The sequence below is a fragment of the Mesorhizobium sp. M0800 genome (genome assembly GCF_040320095.1).
Taxonomy (GTDB): Bacteria; Pseudomonadota; Alphaproteobacteria; order Rhizobiales; family Rhizobiaceae; genus Mesorhizobium.
Genome location: NZ_JAMYOZ010000008.1, coordinates 104,789 through 122,245, shown reverse-complemented (window position 1 = coordinate 122,245; position 17,457 = coordinate 104,789). Strand labels below are relative to the sequence as shown.

Below are 17,457 nucleotides of genomic sequence, written 5' to 3'. Positions count from 1 at the left end.
ATCTCAGACCTTTTCGACTTCTGGCCGGCCGAGAATGCCGGAAGGCAGGAAGATCAGCACGATCGCCAGGATGGAAAAGGCGGCGACGTCCTTGTAATCGATCGAGAAATAAGCCGACCACATGCTTTCGATGAAGCCAATCATCAGCCCGCCGAGCACGGCGCCGGGCAGTGAGCCGATGCCGCCGAGCACCGCGGCAGTAAATGCCTTCACACCGGGCGTAAAGCCGTCGGAAAACACCACCACACCGTAGTACATCAGGAACAACGTGCCGGCGACGGCGGCAAGGGCGGCGCCCATGATGAAGGTGATCGAGATGGTGCGGTCGACGTCGATGCCAAGCAGTGCGGCCATCTTGCGGTCCTGCTCGCAGGCGCGCTGCGCCCGGCCGAGCGAGGTCTTGTTGACCAGGTACCAGAACAGCGCCAGCAGGACTATGGTGACCAGGACGATGATGATCTGCTTTAGCGAGACGCTGATGCCTTCGATGTTGTAGACCTTGGACACCATTGGCGGGACCGGCTTGTTGCGCGGCCCTTGGGTCACCTGGACGAAATTGGACAGCGCAATCGACATGCCAATCGCGGTGATCAGCGGCGCCAGCCGGAATGAACCGCGCAAAGGCCGGTAGGCCACCTTCTCGATCGTCCAATTATACAGGCTGGTCAGCAGCATTGCGACGATCATCATGATCAGCAGCGCAACGACGATCGGCAGCGAATAGAACAACGCACCGAGGATAAGGAAAACGATGAGCGCGGTGAAAGCGCCGATCATGAAAATGTCGCCATGGGCGAAATTGATCATGCCGATGATGCCGTAGACCATCGTATAGCCGATCGCGATCAGCCCATAGATCGATCCCAGCGTCAGCCCATTGATAAGCTGCTGGACAAAATACTGCATGCTGTCGTGGCTCCCCTGGAATGTCGCCCATGCAGACGCATTCCTTTTCGTATTTCCCCTAGTCGTAAAGTTTCGAGCCCGGATTGCAACGTGATTTTTCGATCATTATGCGTGTTTTCGCCGCACGCCGTTCGATTGCCCGTTTTGTTCCCGTCCGCCCCCTGGACCATCGCGGACCCTACCATTGGCCTAACGCAATGTCTTTGACGATTCAATCGCAGCATGCGCTCCATTTCGAAGAAATCGCCGTCAAAATAAGTTGATGAGCGGGATCGTTGCGCCGTTGTCGTCAATCCGCTTGCGCTCTCTCTTTCCCTTGCATCAGTGTTTTTTCTATTTGACGACGAAGCCGTGCGCGAACGGGTCGCGGTCGTCGATGAAGATCGTGTTCAATCCGGTCATTCGTGCCCAGCCGCCGATCGAGGGAATGATTGCCGGCTTGCCGGCGACGGTGACCTCTTCCTCGACCCTGCCCTTGAACAGCGAACCAATGATCGATTCGTGGACGAAGTCGTCGCCAACCCCAAGCTTGCCCTTGGCGTGAAGCTGCGCCATACGCGCCGAGGTGCCGGTGCCGCAGGGCGACCGGTCGATTGCCTTGTCGCCGTAGAAGACGGCGTTGCGGGCATCGGCTTGCGGGTTGGTCGGCGCGCCGGTCCACAATATGTGCGACAGCGTATTGATGCCGGGATTCTCCGGATGCACGAAGGTATATTTTTCGTTGAGCCGCTGCCGCACCACCGGGCTCCAGGCGATCAGTTCGCCGGCCGAATGGTCGGCCATGTCGCGATAGGTCTTTTGCGGTTCGACGATGGCGTAGAAATTGCCGCCATAGGCGACATCGACGCTGATCTCGCCGAGCCCGGGGCATTCGACCGTCAGTGCCTCGGCATAGAGGAAGGAAGGCACATTGGTGATGCGCACCTCCTCGACATAGTCGCCGACTTGGCTGTACTCCGCCACGACCACGCCCGCCGGCGTATCCAGCCTGAGCACGCCCGGTGTCTTCGGCTTGATCAGCCCATGCTCGACGGCAAAAGTTACCGTGCCGATGGTGCCGTGGCCGCACATCGGCAAGCAGCCCGAGGTTTCGATGAACAGGATGGCGATGTCGCAATCTTCACGCGTCGGCGGATAGAGGATCGAGCCGGACATCACGTCATGGCCGCGCGGCTCGAACATCAGCCCGGTGCGAATCCAGTCATATTCGGCCAGGAAATGCGCTCGCCGCTCCATCATCGTTGAGCCCTTGAGCAAAGGCCCACCGCCGGCGACCAGCCGCACCGGATTGCCGCAGGTGTGGCCGTCTATGCAGAAGAAGGAATTCTTGGCCATGCCGGCTCCCAACTGAATGTCTTCGAACTCAAAACCGTTGCGGGCTGAACGGGCCGAGATCGAGCGATGGATTCTGCCCGAGAACGAGTTCGCGGATCAAGCGCCCGGTCGCCGCAGCCTGGGTCAGGCCGAGGTGACCGTGGCCGAAACCATACACCACCGACGGCGTTTGTTGCGACCGCCCGATCACCGGCAGCGAATCCGGCAGCGACGGCCGGAACCCCATCCATTCGCGTCCATTGGCCGGATCCAGTCCCGGCAGGAATTTCTGCGCCTTTTCGAGCAGCGCTTTCGAGCGCGCATAATTGGGCGGCCTCTCAAGGCCGCCGAGTTCGACCGCGCCGCCGACGCGCAGGCCCGTCTCGAGCGGCGTGATGACGAAGCCATGCCCGGAGAAGATCAATTGCCGCTTTACGTCGAAGGCAGTCTTCGGCAACGTCGTGTTGTAGCCACGCTCGGTCTCCAGCGGGATTCCGTCGCCGAGATGTCTCGCCAGCAGATGCGACCAGGCCCCGGCAGCGATGACGACGTGCTTCGCCCGTCGCCGCGTGCCGTCGGCCATGGTCAAGATCGCGCCGTCCTGTCCCGCCTTGACACGCTCGATCCGGGCCCTTTCGAACCCGGCGCCCAACCTCTCGGCATAGGCCCACAAGGCCTTTCCAAGCAGCTTGGGATCGGCAACGGTTTTCCACCCCGGCACGAACGTTCCCTTGACGAAGCGCGGCGACAGACCGGGCTGCAGGGCTGTGAGAGCGCTCCCGTCGACATGGCTGAAGCCGATGCCGAAGCGCTGCCTTGCCGCCCAGCCGGTCAGCGAGGCCTTGAACTCGGCCTCGCTGTCGTAGAGTTCGAGCGAGCCGTCCTCATGCAGCATCGGCCGTGTGCCGGAACGGTCGAGCAAGCCCATCCATTCCGCCTCGGCGAGCTTCATCATCCCGGCCTGGGCGGCAAGGCCGGCTTCATAGCGGTCGCTTCGGCCGGCGCGCCAGAAGCGGACCAGCCAGGGCAGCAGCTTCGGCAGATACGCGGGTGGGATGCTGAGCGGGCCGAGCGGGTCGGCGAGCCATTTCGGCAACTGCTTGATCATGCCCTTGTGGGCGAGCGGCAGCACATCGGAGAAGGCAAAGGCAGCGGCATTGCCGGAGCTGGTTTCCTCACAGATCCCCGTCCGATCGAAGATCGTGACATTTTGGCCCGCCTCTGCCAGAAAGGCGGCGGCGCAGATGCCGATGATGCCGCCACCAATGATGGCGACATCGAGCGTAGCATTATCGTTCATTGCCATGCGCCGCGCTGCACATCTGCAAATGCCTTCAAAGCGACTGGATCAGAATGTCGGCAGCTCTGGCCGCACCGCCAGCGCATCCCTGACGATCTTTTCGACTGCCTTGCGCCGCTCGCCCGACAATGGCTGGCGCGGCATGCGCACGCGGTCGTTGGTGTTGATCGCCAACACTTCGGCCAGCTTGATGTTCTGCACCAGATAGGTCGAGACGTCGAGGTCGAGCAGCGGCCGGAACCAGCGGTAGATCTTCAGCGCCTCCTCGCGACGGCCCTGTCTCATCAGCTGGTAGATGGCGACGGTCTCGCGCGGGAACGCGGTGACCAGGCCCGCCACCCAGCCGATGGCGCCGACCGACAGCGCCTCGAAGGCGAGATTGTCTACGCCGGTGAACAGGTCGTAGCGGTCGCCGAGGCGGTTGATGATCTCGGTCGAGCGGCGGATGTCGTCGGAGGACTCTTTTATGGCGACGAAGCGTTGGTCCTTCGCCAACTCCTCCATCTGATCGACGGTGACGTCGACGCGGTAGGCAAGCCGGTTGGAGTAGATCATCACCGGCAGGTCGCCGGCCGCGGCGACGGCGCTGAGTGCCGCGACCGTCTCCTCGGCATTGGTATGGTAGATCGGGCTCGGCACCACCATCAAACCGTTGGCGCCTGCCTTGGCGGCGCTGCGCGCGATCGCCGCCGCCTCGCGTGTACCGGCCTCGTTGACCGTCAACAGCACCGGTTTCTTGCCGGCGATCTTCTGCGCGGTCTTCAGCACCGCGATCTTCTCGTCGTGCGACAGCATCGGGCCTTCGCCGAGCGACCCGCAGACGATGATGCCGTCACAGCCGGCCTCCATCTGCAGCGCAAAGCAGCGCTCCATCTCGGCATGGTCGAGGCCGTCGTCTTCGGTGAATTTGGTCGTAACGGCGGGGAAGACTCCGGCCCACATGTCGATCGCTCCATCTGATATATCAGTCGTATATTTCTTAAGAAGCCGGCTGTCAACATTGAATCTGATATGATATATCAACAATATATCAGGAGATGTCGTATTGGTATATGACAGACCGGGCTCCGAGCCGGCGACCGCGAAGGCCTACCGCAGGCTCGAGCACATGATCGTAACTCTCGAACTGGCGCCGGCGAGCTTCATCACCGAGGGGGCGCTGATCGACAGGCTCGGCCTCGGCCGCACCCCGGTGCGCGAAGCGATCCAGCGGCTGGCCTGGGAGGGGCTGCTCGAGGTCCGGCCGCGTGCCGGCATTGCCATCGCGCCGCTTCACCCTGGCGACTGGCTGCGTGTCCTCGACGCCCGCCGTGGCATCGAGGTGGTGCTTGCCCGCTCGGCCGCCCGCTTCGTCACCCGCGAGGCCGCCGACCTGTTCCATGACGCTGCCCTTGCCATGCAAAAGGCGGTGATTTCGGAAAATGTGTTTTACTTCATCCAGGCCGACAAGGCGCTCGACGAGGCGCTGGCGCTGGCTGCCGACAACCCGTTCGCCGCGCGCCTGGCGGCGCCCTTGCAAACCCACAGCCGTCGCTTCTGGTTCCGCTACAAGGCCGATACCGGATTGGCCGAATCCGCCGAGCACCATGTCGCGCTGATCCGCTCGATCCTCGCCAGCGACGAAGAGGCCGCGGCCAAGGACGCCAAGCGGCTGATGGCGCTTTTGCGCGGCCATGCCGAGGCGGCTGCTACGCGCTGAGCCTGCCATTTCGTCATGCGCCCTGGCCAGGCAGGGGCATCACGTTTTCCCAATTGTCGCCGGCCGCGACGATGCAGCTTCTGCCGGCGATATCGGTGACGACGATGGTCCAGGTTCCGGTCTCGGCGACAAAGACTTCCATGACCGCCTCATGACCGATCAGCCCCAAAGCAAACTGCCTTTCCTGGAACTTCTCGCTCAAATGGGCGACGAGCTCGCCATGTTCAACGCAGTATTGATATTGCGCGCCTGCGGTGTTCGTACCCACCGCCAATGCGCCAGCAAGAACCAGGGTTTTCACCCATCTCATCAGCGATTTGCGTGCCATAGGGCACCTCCTTTGCCATCACGTTCCGGCAAAGGAGGGGTTTGACGGCCTCATTTTGCCGGAGCGATTCAGGCCGGTTCCGACGTCATCATCATCGCGTCGTTCCTTTCTGTGTTCCGGTCTGCCATTGGTGGGAACGATTCCAGATGTTCCCATTATGTTCTCGATATATGGTATCGGCAATGGAAAAGCGCAAGCAGGCGCCCAAGCGGGCGCCTGCAGATCCGTTTTACGGTTGTCGCCGAAAAAATGGGCCACAGGCCGCGCGGCCATGCCGAGGCGCGCAGACCCGTGATAAATCGTTCAGGTGCCTGGCAGCGCCGCTGTCGTCATCGCGCTTTCCCAGCCTTCGCCGACTGAAATTACGCAGCTTTGACCTTTTGTGTCGCTGGCGAGGATGGTCCAGGTGCCCTTGTCGGAAACGAAGACTTCAAGCACCACATTCGGATTGACGACGCCGACTGCGCTCGGGTTTTCATGAAACTTCTCGCCGAGCGCCTTGACCATATCGGCGCGAGCCGCGCATTGCTCGGCAGCCATTGCCGGTATCGCGGAAACTGCCACTGCAGCGCAAGCTATTGTCGCCATGAGACGTGCCATCTGACACCTCCTTTGTGCCGGACGATATCCCCCGGAGCCGTCACCAGCGCCGTTGGTTGATCTGCCAGCGTCTCCTTCGCGGCAGGACTGCAACCTAAGAAGATTGCTGCCTTCTTGGTTCCATCACATTAGTGTTCATGCCAATGAAGACGGCGACAAAAAAGCCCGGACTCAGAGCCCGGGCCTTTCTCGCGGTCTGTCTTCGCGCGCCCGCAACCGGAAGCGAGGACACGCAAACGGATCGTTCGGTCAGTTCATCGTCGGGATGACGAACTCGGCACCATCCTTCACGCCGGACGGCCAGCGCGACGTTACCGTCTTGGTCTTGGTGTAGAAGCGGAACGCGTCCGGCCCGTGCTGGTTGAGGTCGCCGAAGGAGGACGCCTTCCAGCCGCCAAAGGTGTAGTAGGCGATCGGCACCGGGATCGGCACGTTGATGCCGACCATGCCGACCTGAACCCGCGAGGCGAAGTCGCGCGCCGCGTCGCCGTCGCGGGTGAAGATGGCGACGCCATTGCCCATCTCGTGCTCGTTGGCGAGCTTGATTGCGTTCTCGTAGGTCGGTGCGCGAACGACCGAGAGCACCGGCCCGAAGATCTCTTCCTTGTAGATGCGCATGTCGGCGGTCACATTGTCGAACAGGCAGCCGCCCATATAGTAGCCGTTCTCGTAGCCCTGCATGGAAAAGCCGCGGCCGTCGACGACCAGCTTGGCGCCTTCCTTGACGCCGGTGTCGACATAGGACTTGACCCGCTCCAGCGCCTGCGCCGTCACCAGCGGGCCGAAATCGGCGGAAGAATCCGTCGACGGACCGACCTTCAGGCTCTCGACGCGCGGCACCAGTCTTTCCATCAGCCGGTTGGCGGTGTCGTTGCCGACCGGGACGGCCACCGAGATCGCCATGCAGCGCTCGCCGGCCGAGCCGTAGCCGGCGCCGATCAGCGCGTCGACGGTCTGGTCCATGTCGGCATCGGGCATGATGATCATGTGGTTCTTGGCGCCGCCGAAGCACTGCACGCGCTTGCCGGCCGCGCAGCCGCGCGAATAGATGTGCTGGGCGATCGGTGTCGAGCCTACGAAACCGATGGCCTTGATGTCGGGATCGTCGAGGATGGCGTCGACCACTTCCTTGTCGCCGTTGACGACATTAAGGATGCCCGCCGGCAGACCGGCCTCGATGAACAGTTCGGCAATCCGCATCGGCACGCCCGGATCGCGCTCCGACGGCTTGAGGATGTAGGCATTGCCGCAGGCGATGGCCGGCGCGATCTTCCACAACGGGATCATCGCCGGAAAATTGAACGGCGTGATGCCGGCGACCACGCCGAGCGGCTGGCGCATCGAATAGACGTCGATGCCGGGGCCGGCGCCATCGGTGAACTCGCCCTTCATCATATGCGGCGCACCGATGCAGACCTCGACCACTTCGAGGCCGCGCTGGATGTCGCCCTTGGCGTCGGCGATGGTCTTGCCGTGTTCGCGCGCCAATATCTCGGCCAGCGCGTCATACTCTTTGGCGACCAGCTCGAGGAACCGCATCAGGACGCGTACGCGTCGCTGCGGATTGGTCGCCGCCCAGCCGGGCTGTGCGGCCTTGGCGTTTTCGACCGCCGCGCGCAATTCCGCCTGCGAAGCCAGCGCCACCGTGCCGCGCACCGTGCCGTCCATCGGCTGCATGACGTCCTGCTTGCGGCCGCTGGTTCCGGCGACGCGCTTGCCGCCGATGAAATGACCGTATTCGATCATGGTCTCTCTCCCTGGTTCGTGATGAGGCATTGTCCGCCTTTGCGGGAGCGATGGCAACGCGAGCGAAAACGCAACCGTTGTGCGGAGAATAGATAGCGGTTGACGGCAGAGCATCAATTCTCGCAAATAGGAAGAATGCAGGTCCCCAGCAGCAAGGATTGAGATTGAGTTCCTTCACCGCCCCCCTCTGTCCTGCCGGACATCTCCCCCTCAAGGGGGGAGATTGGCTGTCACGCCCGCCTTCGGAAAACTTCACCGCGGCAAGAAAGACGCCTGCGGCGAAACTGCCAATCTCCCCCCTTGAGGGGGAGATGTCCGGCAGGACAGAGGGGGGCGCGAAGGAACGCGGTTTTGATCGTTATCGCCAGGACCACCCTCATGAACTGGGATGATGCCCGTATCTTCCTTGCCGTAGCGCGGGCCGGCCAGATCCTCGGCGCCGCCAGGCGGCTGGAGCTTAATCACGCGACCGTCTCGCGCCGCATTGCCGCCCTCGAGGATGCGCTCAGGACAAAACTGTTTCGCCGGCTTACCACCGGCAGCGAGCTGACGCCGGCGGGCGAGCGTTTCCTCGAGATTGCCGAACGCATGGAGGGCGACATGATCGCCGCGCGCTCGACCGTTTCAGGCGAAGGCGACGACGTCTCGGGCACCGTGCGCATCGGCGCGCCGGACGGCTTTGGCGTCGCCTTCCTGGCCAGGCGCCTCGGCGCGCTGACCGCTCTGCACCGTGAGCTCACCATCCAGCTGGTGCCGGTGCCACGCTCCTTCTCTTTGTCCCGGCGCGAGGCCGACATTGCCATCACCGTCGAACGGCCGACGGAAGGCCGCCTGGTGGCGGGAAAGCTGGTCGACTACACGCTCGGCCTGTTCGCGTCGCGGGCCTACGCCGACACCCATGGCCTGCCCGGAACCGCCGCCGAGCTAGGCCAGCATACGCTGATCGGCTACGTGCCGGACCTGATCGTCAGTCGCTCGCTCGACTACGCGGCCGAATTCAGCCCCGACTGGCGCACCAGCTTCGCCATTTCCTCCGCGCTCGGCCAGGCCGAAGCAGTGCGTTCCGGCGCCGGCATCGGCATCCTGCACACCTTCGTTGCCCGCTCGATGCCGGAGCTGGTGCCTCTCGATATCGTCGCACCCATACGCCGCGCCTACTGGCTGGTCTATCATGAATCGGTCAGGCCGCTGCGCCGCGTCCAGGTCGTCGCGAGCTTCATTACCAAGGCCGTCGAACGGGACAGGGGTTTGTTCGCGTGAGCCTGCCGGCCGCTGGCTGTCTTAGCTGGTGGGCGTCTTACTTAGCGTATCGTCCGGGCCCGAGATCGCCGACGTCGATGTCGGGCACCCGGCTGGAGATGATGTCGGCCAGAACTTTGGCCGAGCCGCAGGCCATGGTCCAGCCGAGTGTGCCATGGCCGGTGTTGAGATAGAGATTGGAGAAATCGGTGCGGCCGATCAGCGGCGGCCCGTCCGGTGTCATCGGCCGCAGCCCGCACCAGAAGGTCGCCGATCGCATGTCGCCGCTGCCCGGAAACAGGTCGCCGACCGAATGTTCGAGCGTGCGCCGCCGCGATTCGTGCAGCCGCAGGTCGAAGCCGGAAATCTCCGCCGTGCCGCCGACCCGGATACGGTCGCCGAGCCGGGTGATCGCTACTTTGTAGCTCTCGTCCATCACGGTCGAGACCGGTGCGGCGGCGGCGTCCTTGATCGGCAGGGTGATCGAATAGCCCTTGACCGGGTAGACCGGGATGGGCCGCTTCAGCATGCGCATGAACCGTGCCGAATAGCTGCCCATCGCCATCACATAGGCATCAGCGACCATCCAGCCCTTGCTGGTGCTGACGTTGGTGATGCGATCGCGCTTCTTGACGACGCGCCGTATCTCCGTGTCGTATTCGAAGGTGACGCCGCGTGCCGCGCAAAGCTCGGCAAGCCTGTCGGTGAACATCTTGCAGTCGCCGGTTTCGTCGCCGGGCAACCGCAGGCCACCGACGAATTTTTCGCGCATGCCGGCCAGCCCAGGCTCGGCCGCAATGCAGCCGTCGGGGTCGAGGACCTCGTAGGGGACGCCATAGGCCTTCAGCACCTCGACATCGCCGCCGACGCCGTCGAGCTGCTTTTGCGTTCGGAAGAGCTGCAGCGTGCCCTTGGCGCGCTCGTCGTAGGCGATGCCGGTCGCCTCGCGCAGCGCCTTCAGCGTATCGCGGCTGTACTCGGCCAGCGGCACCATGCGCGCCTTGTTCAGCGCGTAGCGTTCAGCCGTGCAATTGCGCAGCGTCTTGACCAGCCATATCCACATATGCGGATCGAGGGCCGGTCGCACCACCAGTGGACCGTGCTTCATCAAAAGCCATTTGATGGCCTTCAGCGGAACGCCGGGCCCGGCCCAGGGCGAGGCATAGCCGGGCGAGATCTCGCCGGCATTGGCAAAGCTGGTTTCCAGCGCCGGGCCTTTCTGGCGATCGATCACCGTCACCTGATGACCGGCCTCGGCAAGAAAATAGGCGGTGGTGACCCCGATCACGCCGCCGCCCAGCACGAAGATCTTCATCGTTTGGTTCTCCGCGGCGGCATCTCGTCGGGATTCGAGACCGGGATCATCGCCGCCTCATGTCTGCCGGATTCTGTGGCGTCAGCCAAGTGCCGATGCTTAGGGAAAAGACATGCGTGAGGACAACAACCTTGCGTCCTAGCCATTCACATAGCGCCGGTGGAAACGGTGGCCGAGGCTGGTCAAGACCTCATAGCCGATGGTGCCGGCCTGGCCGGCTACCTGGTCCACCGTCTGCGACGACGGTCCGATGAGTTCGACGAGGTCGCCGGCCTTCAGCCTGCCGGGCGGCAATGCGGAAATGTCGAGGATGATCGAATCCATCGAAACCCGGCCGACGAAGGGCAGCCGCACATTTTCGAGCCAGGCGGAGGAAGCGGCGCGTCGATGCCAGCCATCGCCATAGCCGAGCGAAATCGTCGCCGCGGCAAGCGGAGCCTTGGTGTGGAAAGTGTGACCGTAGCCGACACCGGCGCCGGCCTCCAATATCCGCGTCTGGATGACCTTGGCTTGCAATCGCACCACCGGCAGCATCGGATTGTCCTTCGCCGGCGTCGGATTGACGCCATAGAGAGCGGCACCCGGACGAACGAGGTCGTAGTGATAGCGCTGCCCGAGAAAAATGCCTGATGAATTGGCAAAGGAAGCCGGCGCTTCCGGCAGCATCCGGCGCAGCCGTTCGAATTCCAGCCGCTGCCGCTCGTTGGCCGGCTGCTCGGGTTCATCGGCGCAGGCGAGATGGCTCATCACGAACGTCAGTTCGACACCGTCGAAAGCCTGCGGATCCTGCGCGACTGCCTTCACCTCGGATGGCATCATGCCGAGCCGCGACATGCCGCTGTCGACCTGGAGGGCGGCCGGCAACTTACGGCCCACCCGCCCGGCCATCTCGCGCCATGCCGCGAGTTGGCTGGCGCTGTTGAGTACGGTGCAAAGCCCTGCCGCAACCGCTTCCCTTTCCGCACCCGGCGGAATGCCGTTCAGCACATAAATGGCCGGGTCTGAGCCGAGCGCCTTGCGCAGCAAGATGCCGCCGGCCAAATGCGCAACAAAGAAAGTATTACAGCCCTCACCCATCAGCGCCGCCGCCACCGGCGCCGCGCCAATCCCATAGCCGTCGGCCTTGACCACTCCAGCACAACGGACGCCGCCCAGCCGCGCCTTCAGCCGCCGGTAGTTCTCGCGGACGGCGCCGAGATCGATGGTCAGGATCGCCCCTGCCGCGGCTTCGCTGATCGGTTCGCCCAGGGTGACGATCGGCGGAAGAGATTTGCTGGAGATGTCGTTCATGCCACCTGTTTTAACGGAAGGCCGGCGGCTACGCCACCAGGTGCCGGAACGCCGCCACCACGTCTTCGTAGACCTTGCGCTTGAACGGCACGATCAGGCCCGGCAATTCCAGCATCGGCCGCCACGCCCACCGGTCGAACTCGGCCTTGTGGCCACCCGGCGGCGGATTGATCGCGATCTCGCTTTCGTCGCCGTGGAAACGGAAGGCAAACCATTTCTGCGTCTGGCCGCGATATCGTCCCTTGAAGGCGACGCCGACCAGATGCGCCGGCAGGTCGTATTTGATCCAGAGCGGCGCCTCGGCCAGCAGCGACACCGAGCGCATGCCGGTCTCTTCGTAAAGTTCACGCGCCGCCGCGGGCAGCGGCTCCTCGCCATCATCGATGCCGCCCTGCGGCATCTGCCAGAGCTGCGTCGTTCCAGCGAATTCGCTGTCCGGCTCGGCAATGCGACGGCCGACCCAGACCAGGCCGGCCTCATTGAGGACCATCACCCCTACGCAGGGCCGGTAGGGCAGCGTCTCGGGGTCAACGAGCTTGTTCTTTGCCATCTCAGCCTTTTTCCGGATCTATGGCCACCGCCGAAACCGGCACGATCTCGATGCCGCGCTTCTTGGCCTCGGTCACCCAGGAAGACACGGTATCCACCGTCAGGTCGAAAGCCGAGCCGATGCCGACGGCAAACCCTTTCGCCCGTGCCGTCGCTTCCAGCCCATCCAGTTTCTTCAATATGGCGCCGCGGTCCTGCACCGCATCGATCGCCGTATCGCCGCCGACGAACGGCACGCCGTCCTTCAGCGCCAGTTCGGGTGCCAGGCTGCGCGCCGACGAACCGTCGTCGACATAGGCCAGACCACGCTTGCCAAGCTCGGCCATCAACGGCCCCATCGCCGTCGCGTCGGCCGAAAAGCGGGCGCCCATATAGTTCATGACGCCGGTGTAGTTGGTCGTTCGCGACAGCGCCCAGCGTAAATTCTTCAAATTCTCGTCCGGCGTTGCAGCCACGGTCAGCGTGTTACGGCCGGGATTGACGTTCGGATAGTCGAACGGCTCAAGCGGTACCTGCATGATGACCTCATGGCCGCTCTGCCGCGCCACCTGCATCCAGCGGCCGATGCTGTTGCCTTGCGGCGCGAAGGCCAGCGTCACTTCCGCCGGCAGCTTGGCGATGGCTGCCTGCGTGCCGGTCTGCGACACGGCAAGCCCGCCGATGACGAGAGCCACGCGTGCACCGCGAGCCCCGGACCACGGCCGCGCATAGACATCGAACGGGCGCCGGCCGTCGGCGGCGCGGATCGGCAGCGGACCGGTCTCGCTGGCCTCGATCAGTGCCTTGTCGGGAATGTGCGCGATCCTGAGGTTCTGGCCGATCGTCGAAGGGTCGCGAATGACTATGGCCGCCTCGGGTGGAGCGTCGCCCCCCTCGGTCTGGACATGGATGATCTGCGGACCGCCCGTCTTCGGCCCGCTTATGTTGGTCCCGCTTGCGTTGCTTGGCGCAGCCATTTCGGGCGTCGCCTTGGCGGGCGCGGCGGCGGTATCCGCCGCCGGCGTCGTCGGCGTCGAAACGGCTACTTCTTGCAGCTTCCGGAACGGCTTGTCTCGCAAGGCGATGGCGCTGGAGACGCCGACCACGGACAGCACGACAAGCGCGGCCGCGACCGCACCGGCGCTGATCCCGCTGCCTGAGCGCGGCAGCCGGATCGCCTGTCCGAGAGGTCGTTCTATGTCCTTGCCGATATCAGCCAAGCCCGCACCCCCCGGCGTGCATCCCCGAAGTAAACCTTCTCCGGAGGCGCAAAATCCAAAATGTCGGCGCGTCCCCTTGCTTCACTGGACGCGCAGCATGCCGGCCGCGGCCCCCGAATCAAACTGCCGGAGCCTCGCGGCCCCGGCAGCATCGCATCGCTTCGCTCAGGCAGCCAGACCTGTTTGGCCCGGCTTGCCTGCCCTTACTGGTTCAACACGGCCTTTTGCGGATTCGGCGGGAACGCCGGATCGGTCTTCTGGCCGCGCAGCAGCTGCTCGGCATAGATGAGCTGCAAATCGTCCTTGGGTTCCGGCGGCACATAGGCTGCCGAGCCCGAACCGGTCGTGCTTTCGTCGGCGCCCTTGATATGGCCCTTGAGGTCCGATTCGCCGCGCGTCAGGTCCCTGCCCTGCAGTTCCGCCGGCAGCGGCTGGTCGACCTTGATGTCGGGCGTGATGCCCTTGCCCTGGATCGACTTGCCGGACGGCGTGTAATAGAGCGCCGTCGTCAGCCGCAGCGCCCCGTTCTCGCCAAGCGGGATGATGGTCTGCACCGAACCCTTGCCGAAGGATTGCGTGCCGACCACCGTGGCGCGGCGCAGATCCTGCAGCGCGCCGGCGACGATTTCCGAGGCACTGGCCGAGCCGCCATTGACGAGCACGATCAGCGGCTTGCCGCCGATGTCGTCGCCGGCCCGCGCGTCGAAGCGGGTGACGTCCTTCGGGTCGCGGCCGCGCGTCGAGACGATCTCGCCACGGTCGAGGAAGGCATCCGACACGCTCACCGCCTGGTCGAGCAAACCGCCCGGATTGAGGCGCAGGTCGAGCACGTAGCCCTTGAGCTTGTCGTTCGGCACCTGCTTCTTGATGGTGTCGATGGCATTCTCGAGGTCGTCATAGGTCTTTTCGGTAAAGGAGGTGATCTTCATGTAGCCGATGTCGTTTTCGACCCGGAACTTGACCGCCTTGACCTTGATGATATCGCGCACGACGGTCAGTTCGATCGGCTTGTCGGCGCCCTGGCGCAGGATGGTGAGCTTGATCGGCGTATTGACCAGCCCGCGCATCTTCTCGACGGCGTCGTTGAGCGTCAGGCCGCGGACCTCCTCGCCGTCGATCTTGGCGATATAGTCGCCGGCGAGCACGCCTGCCTTGGCGGCCGGCGTATCGTCGATCGGCGTGATCACCTTGACCAGGTCGTTCTCCATGGTGACCTCGATGCCGAGGCCGCCGAATTCGCCCTTGGTCTGCACGCGCATGTCCTGTGCTTCTTCGGCATTCATGTAGGAGGAGTGTGGGTCGAGCGACGACAGCATGCCGTTGATGGCATTTTCAACCAGCGACTTGTCGTCGGGCGGCGTCACATAATTCGCCCGTACCCGTTCGAAGATATCGCCGAAGATCGCCAGTTGCTTATAGGTCTCGGAGCCCGCAGCCTTCGCTGTCGAGCCGGGCGCGCCATAGACCAGGCTCATCGCCGATGCACCCATCAGCGCACCGGCAAACAGAAGCGACAGTTTCCGCATCATTCACGTCCTTCCAGAAAAACGGTCCGCCCACCATGGGGCCGGATCGACGGGTTTTCCATCCTTGCGGAACTCGACATAGAGCTCCGGCGTGGCATTTCCATTCTTCGATGCCGAGGTGCTCGCCACCCGGGCCTCTCCCATCGCGCCGACCGGCTCACCTGCGAGCACCGACTGGCCAGACGCGACGCTGATTCTGCTCATCCCCGCCAGGACGACATGATAGCCGTCACCCGCATTCAGGATCAAGAGTTGACCGTAAGAGCGGAAAGGCCCCGCATAAAGCACATTTCCATCCGCCGGCGCTGTGACGATGGCTCCCGATTGTGTCGCAACCATGTCACCGAGCATCACCGCGCCGTTACCGTCGTTGGCCCCGAAGCGCCGCTTGATCCTGCCGGTGACCGGCAGCGCGATCTGCCCTTGAAGCGCGGAAAACGGCGCGGCAGCGGTGAGCCTGTTGCTCTCCGGCACCGGCAGCGAGGCCAATTCCGTCGGCGCCGCAGCCGATGCCGGGCCCTTGTCGGCGTCGGCCGTCTTTTGCTCGGCTGCCTTGGCCGCATCCGCCGCCTTGCGGGCTCTGTCGGCCTCGAGCGAGGCGATCAGTTCTTTCAGGCTGCCGGCCTTGGCCGCCAGCGTCGCGGACCGCTGCTTTTCGGCGGCCAGCGCGGTTTGCGTATCGGCGGCGAGCTTCTGCTTGGCCTCGAGCAGCATGCCGAGCCGCTTTTTTTCCGCCGCCTGCTCGCTGACGGCTGCCGTCAGCCGCGCCCGCTCGGCCTCGATCGAGGCCGTCACCCGCGACTGCTCCTTGAGGTCGGCCAGCAACATGTCGGTCTGCTGGCGCAGTTCCGGCACCACGGCACCGAGCAGGATGGCGCTGCGCACCGACGACAATGCGTCCTCCGGCTTGACCAGGATCGCCGGCGGCGGATTGAGCCCCATGCGCTGCAGCGCGCCGAGCACTTCGGCCAGAACGTCGCGTCTGGCGGCCAGTGAGGCGCGGATCTTCTGCTCCTGCGCCTTCAGCCCTTCCAGCTTGCCGCCAATGTCCTCGATGTCCTGGCCGAGCTTCTGCTCGGTCATCGCCGACTGGATCAGCGCCGCGGTGATCGAGGCGTGGTCCTTCTTGACAGCCGCTATGTCGGCGGCGAGCTTGGCCAGCCGCTCGGACGACAGCGTGATCTCTTTCGATACTTTTTCGTATTCGGCGCGGCTCTGGTCCGGGTCGGGCGCCAGGTCGAGCGTGTTCTCGGCCCGCGCGACGCCGAGCGAAAGCGCGATCGTCGCCACGGCGATGCCGTAGCGCACGCGCCAGGAGCCCGTTCGTGATTTCCAGTCTTCAGACATTGAAGCCTAACTCTATGCGCGGCTTCGTTAACGAACCATCAACCATGTTCGAGCCCCGGCCGCCATCCGCACACCCCATGAGCCCAAACTGTCGACGAGCATTGGGGCAAAAATCCGGGCGGCTGGCATCAATTCGCCGACGGAGCCGACTTCATGAACGATGGTAGGGGTGACCGGAAAGGATCGTGGCCGCCCGGTAAAGCTGCTCGCCCAGCATCACGCGGACCAGCTGATGCGGCCAGGTCATTGCGCCGAGCGACACCGTCAGATCAGCCAGGTCGCGCAGTGACTGGTCATGGCCGTCGGCGCCGCCAATGGCGATCACCAGCGCCTTGCGCCCGCCATCGCGCAGCGAACCCATGCGGCCGGCGAAATCCTCGGAGGAAAGGTTCTTGCCGCGCTCATCGAGCAGCATCAGCGCCGTGCCCGGTTGCAAGTGCGTCTGCAGCTTCTGGCCTTCCTCGCGCCGGCGCTCATTGGCCGTCTGCGCGCGACCTTCGGCAATCTCGACGATCCCGGCGAATTCGAGGCCTACGGCAGGACCGCTCCTGGCAAAACGCTCGAAATAGCGGTCGGCCAACTGCTTCTCGGGGCCGGCTTTCATTCGGCCCACGGCATGAACCGTAATCTTCATCCCTGCCTCGAAGAGCCGCTGATGCATGTCGGACAACGACATGCATCAAGACGAATACGGCTCAGTGGAGGGTCTCCTCCTCGAGATCGGGCGCCTGCCACATCTTTTCGAGATTGTAGAAGTCGCGGACCTCGGGACGGAAGACATGGACGATGATGTCGCCCGAATCGATCAGGACCCAGTCGGCGCCAGCCAGCCCCTCGACGCGCGCCGTGCCGAGCCCGGCATCCTTGAGCGCCTTGAGGAGATGATCGGCAACAGCCGAGACATGACGGTGCGATCGGCCCGATGCGACGACCATGTAGTCGCCGAGGCTCGATTTCCCCTGAATGTCGATTGAGACGATATTTTCGGCCTTGGAGTCTTCCAGACTGGCAAGGACTGTCTTGATGGCGCGGGACACGGCGTCGTTTACGCTGATCCCGGCCGGCGAAGGCACGATGTCGGCCTTCTTCCGCAGTGCTG

At 63.8% G+C, this 17,457-nt stretch carries 16 protein-coding genes and 1 pseudogene; 2 read left to right on the top strand and 15 right to left on the bottom strand.

Going from position 1 to position 17,457, the window contains the following annotated elements:
- Positions 1–3: 3 nt before the first annotated feature.
- The 4 genes from NKI18_RS13080 to NKI18_RS13065 all read right to left on the bottom strand — a co-directional run bounded on the left by NKI18_RS13080 (position 4) and on the right by NKI18_RS13065 (position 4,462).
- Positions 4–906, bottom strand: coding sequence for a branched-chain amino acid ABC transporter permease (locus tag NKI18_RS13080; RefSeq protein WP_023678052.1), 903 nt, complete (start codon positions 904–906; stop codon positions 4–6).
- A 333-nt stretch (positions 907–1,239) separates the two neighbouring features.
- A complete protein-coding gene (locus NKI18_RS13075; RefSeq protein WP_023678053.1) occupies positions 1,240–2,241 on the bottom strand; it encodes a 4-hydroxyproline epimerase in 1,002 nt (333 codons plus the stop codon).
- A 28-nt stretch (positions 2,242–2,269) separates the two neighbouring features.
- The gene (locus tag NKI18_RS13070; protein ID WP_352618043.1) at positions 2,270–3,520 is read right to left on the bottom strand and encodes an NAD(P)/FAD-dependent oxidoreductase; all 1,251 of its coding nucleotides are present in this window, start codon (positions 3,518–3,520) and stop codon (positions 2,270–2,272) included.
- Between the two features lie 48 nt (positions 3,521–3,568).
- Entirely contained in the window at positions 3,569–4,462 is an 894-nt protein-coding gene (locus NKI18_RS13065; protein ID WP_352618045.1) for a dihydrodipicolinate synthase family protein, read from the bottom strand.
- A gap of 166 nt (positions 4,463–4,628) precedes the next feature.
- Between NKI18_RS13065 and NKI18_RS13060 the strand changes: the two genes are divergently transcribed.
- Positions 4,629–5,219, top strand: a complete 591-nt coding sequence (locus tag NKI18_RS13060) for a GntR family transcriptional regulator (RefSeq protein ID WP_502900693.1) — start codon at positions 4,629–4,631, stop codon at positions 5,217–5,219.
- 13 nt (positions 5,220–5,232) lie between these two features.
- Here the strand turns inward: NKI18_RS13060 and NKI18_RS13055 are convergent, their stop codons facing one another.
- The 3 genes from NKI18_RS13055 to NKI18_RS13045 all read right to left on the bottom strand — a co-directional run bounded on the left by NKI18_RS13055 (position 5,233) and on the right by NKI18_RS13045 (position 7,893).
- Complete coding sequence (locus NKI18_RS13055; RefSeq protein ID WP_352618050.1) at positions 5,233–5,547, bottom strand: hypothetical protein; 315 nt, start codon at positions 5,545–5,547, stop codon at positions 5,233–5,235.
- Positions 5,548–5,850: 303 nt separating this feature from the next.
- On the bottom strand, positions 5,851–6,147 hold the full coding sequence (locus NKI18_RS13050) for a hypothetical protein (protein ID WP_352618053.1): 297 nt from the start codon (positions 6,145–6,147) through the stop codon (positions 5,851–5,853).
- Between the two features lie 249 nt (positions 6,148–6,396).
- Complete coding sequence (locus tag NKI18_RS13045; RefSeq protein ID WP_352618055.1) at positions 6,397–7,893, bottom strand: CoA-acylating methylmalonate-semialdehyde dehydrogenase; 1,497 nt, start codon at positions 7,891–7,893, stop codon at positions 6,397–6,399.
- Positions 7,894–8,271: 378 nt separating this feature from the next.
- Between NKI18_RS13045 and NKI18_RS13040 the strand changes: the two genes are divergently transcribed.
- Entirely contained in the window at positions 8,272–9,153 is an 882-nt protein-coding gene (locus NKI18_RS13040) for a LysR family transcriptional regulator (RefSeq protein ID WP_023678060.1), read from the top strand.
- Between the two features lie 37 nt (positions 9,154–9,190).
- Here NKI18_RS13040 and NKI18_RS13035 read toward each other — a convergent pair.
- The 8 genes and pseudogenes from NKI18_RS13035 to rsfS all read right to left on the bottom strand — a co-directional run.
- Positions 9,191–10,468 (bottom strand): annotated as a pseudogene (locus NKI18_RS13035) (D-amino acid dehydrogenase); the annotation flags it as partial.
- A 117-nt stretch (positions 10,469–10,585) separates the two neighbouring features.
- On the bottom strand, positions 10,586–11,737 hold the full coding sequence (gene alr / locus NKI18_RS13030; RefSeq protein ID WP_352618058.1) for an alanine racemase: 1,152 nt from the start codon (positions 11,735–11,737) through the stop codon (positions 10,586–10,588).
- Positions 11,738–11,765: 28 nt separating this feature from the next.
- Complete coding sequence (locus NKI18_RS13025; protein WP_352618061.1) at positions 11,766–12,287, bottom strand: RNA pyrophosphohydrolase; 522 nt, start codon at positions 12,285–12,287, stop codon at positions 11,766–11,768.
- Between the two features lies 1 nt (position 12,288).
- Positions 12,289–13,485 carry a divergent polysaccharide deacetylase family protein gene (locus tag NKI18_RS13020; protein WP_352450874.1) on the bottom strand — a complete coding sequence of 399 codons (1,197 nt, stop codon included), beginning with the start codon at positions 13,483–13,485 and terminating at the stop codon, positions 12,289–12,291.
- A gap of 203 nt (positions 13,486–13,688) precedes the next feature.
- On the bottom strand, positions 13,689–15,014 hold the full coding sequence (locus NKI18_RS13015; RefSeq protein ID WP_023678065.1) for a S41 family peptidase: 1,326 nt from the start codon (positions 15,012–15,014) through the stop codon (positions 13,689–13,691).
- Positions 15,015–16,358: a murein hydrolase activator EnvC family protein gene (locus NKI18_RS13010; protein ID WP_353019843.1), complete on the bottom strand. Its 1,344-nt coding sequence runs from the start codon at positions 16,356–16,358 to the stop codon at positions 15,015–15,017. It abuts the gene before it with no gap.
- 151 nt (positions 16,359–16,509) lie between these two features.
- Positions 16,510–16,992 (bottom strand): 23S rRNA (pseudouridine(1915)-N(3))-methyltransferase RlmH, encoded by a 483-nt coding sequence (gene rlmH / locus NKI18_RS13005; protein ID WP_352618068.1) that lies wholly within the window; start codon positions 16,990–16,992, stop codon positions 16,510–16,512.
- A 61-nt stretch (positions 16,993–17,053) separates the two neighbouring features.
- Entirely contained in the window at positions 17,054–17,431 is a 378-nt protein-coding gene (rsfS, locus tag NKI18_RS13000) for a ribosome silencing factor (RefSeq protein WP_023678068.1), read from the bottom strand.
- Positions 17,432–17,457 lie beyond the last annotated feature (26 nt).

What these genes read in the sequence shown, in the direction of transcription:
- NKI18_RS13040 (WP_023678060.1), top strand. Translation starts at nt 8,272, where the DNA reads ATGAACTGGGATGATGCCCGTATCTTCCTTGCCGTAGCGCGGGCCGGC.
- NKI18_RS13075 (WP_023678053.1), bottom strand. Translation starts at nt 2,241, where the DNA reads ATGGCCAAGAATTCCTTCTTCTGCATAGACGGCCACACCTGCGGCAAT.
- rlmH (WP_352618068.1), bottom strand. Translation starts at nt 16,992, where the DNA reads ATGAAGATTACGGTTCATGCCGTGGGCCGAATGAAAGCCGGCCCCGAG.
- NKI18_RS13065 (WP_352618045.1), bottom strand. Translation starts at nt 4,462, where the DNA reads ATGTGGGCCGGAGTCTTCCCCGCCGTTACGACCAAATTCACCGAAGAC.
- NKI18_RS13060 (WP_502900693.1), top strand. Translation starts at nt 4,629, where the DNA reads ATGATCGTAACTCTCGAACTGGCGCCGGCGAGCTTCATCACCGAGGGG.
- NKI18_RS13045 (WP_352618055.1), bottom strand. Translation starts at nt 7,893, where the DNA reads ATGATCGAATACGGTCATTTCATCGGCGGCAAGCGCGTCGCCGGAACC.
- NKI18_RS13015 (WP_023678065.1), bottom strand. Translation starts at nt 15,014, where the DNA reads ATGATGCGGAAACTGTCGCTTCTGTTTGCCGGTGCGCTGATGGGTGCA.
- NKI18_RS13055 (WP_352618050.1), bottom strand. Translation starts at nt 5,547, where the DNA reads ATGGCACGCAAATCGCTGATGAGATGGGTGAAAACCCTGGTTCTTGCT.
- alr (WP_352618058.1), bottom strand. Translation starts at nt 11,737, where the DNA reads ATGAACGACATCTCCAGCAAATCTCTTCCGCCGATCGTCACCCTGGGC.
- NKI18_RS13080 (WP_023678052.1), bottom strand. Translation starts at nt 906, where the DNA reads ATGCAGTATTTTGTCCAGCAGCTTATCAATGGGCTGACGCTGGGATCG.
- NKI18_RS13050 (WP_352618053.1), bottom strand. Translation starts at nt 6,147, where the DNA reads ATGGCACGTCTCATGGCGACAATAGCTTGCGCTGCAGTGGCAGTTTCC.
- NKI18_RS13025 (WP_352618061.1), bottom strand. Translation starts at nt 12,287, where the DNA reads ATGGCAAAGAACAAGCTCGTTGACCCCGAGACGCTGCCCTACCGGCCC.
- NKI18_RS13070 (WP_352618043.1), bottom strand. Translation starts at nt 3,520, where the DNA reads ATGAACGATAATGCTACGCTCGATGTCGCCATCATTGGTGGCGGCATC.
- NKI18_RS13010 (WP_353019843.1), bottom strand. Translation starts at nt 16,358, where the DNA reads ATGTCTGAAGACTGGAAATCACGAACGGGCTCCTGGCGCGTGCGCTAC.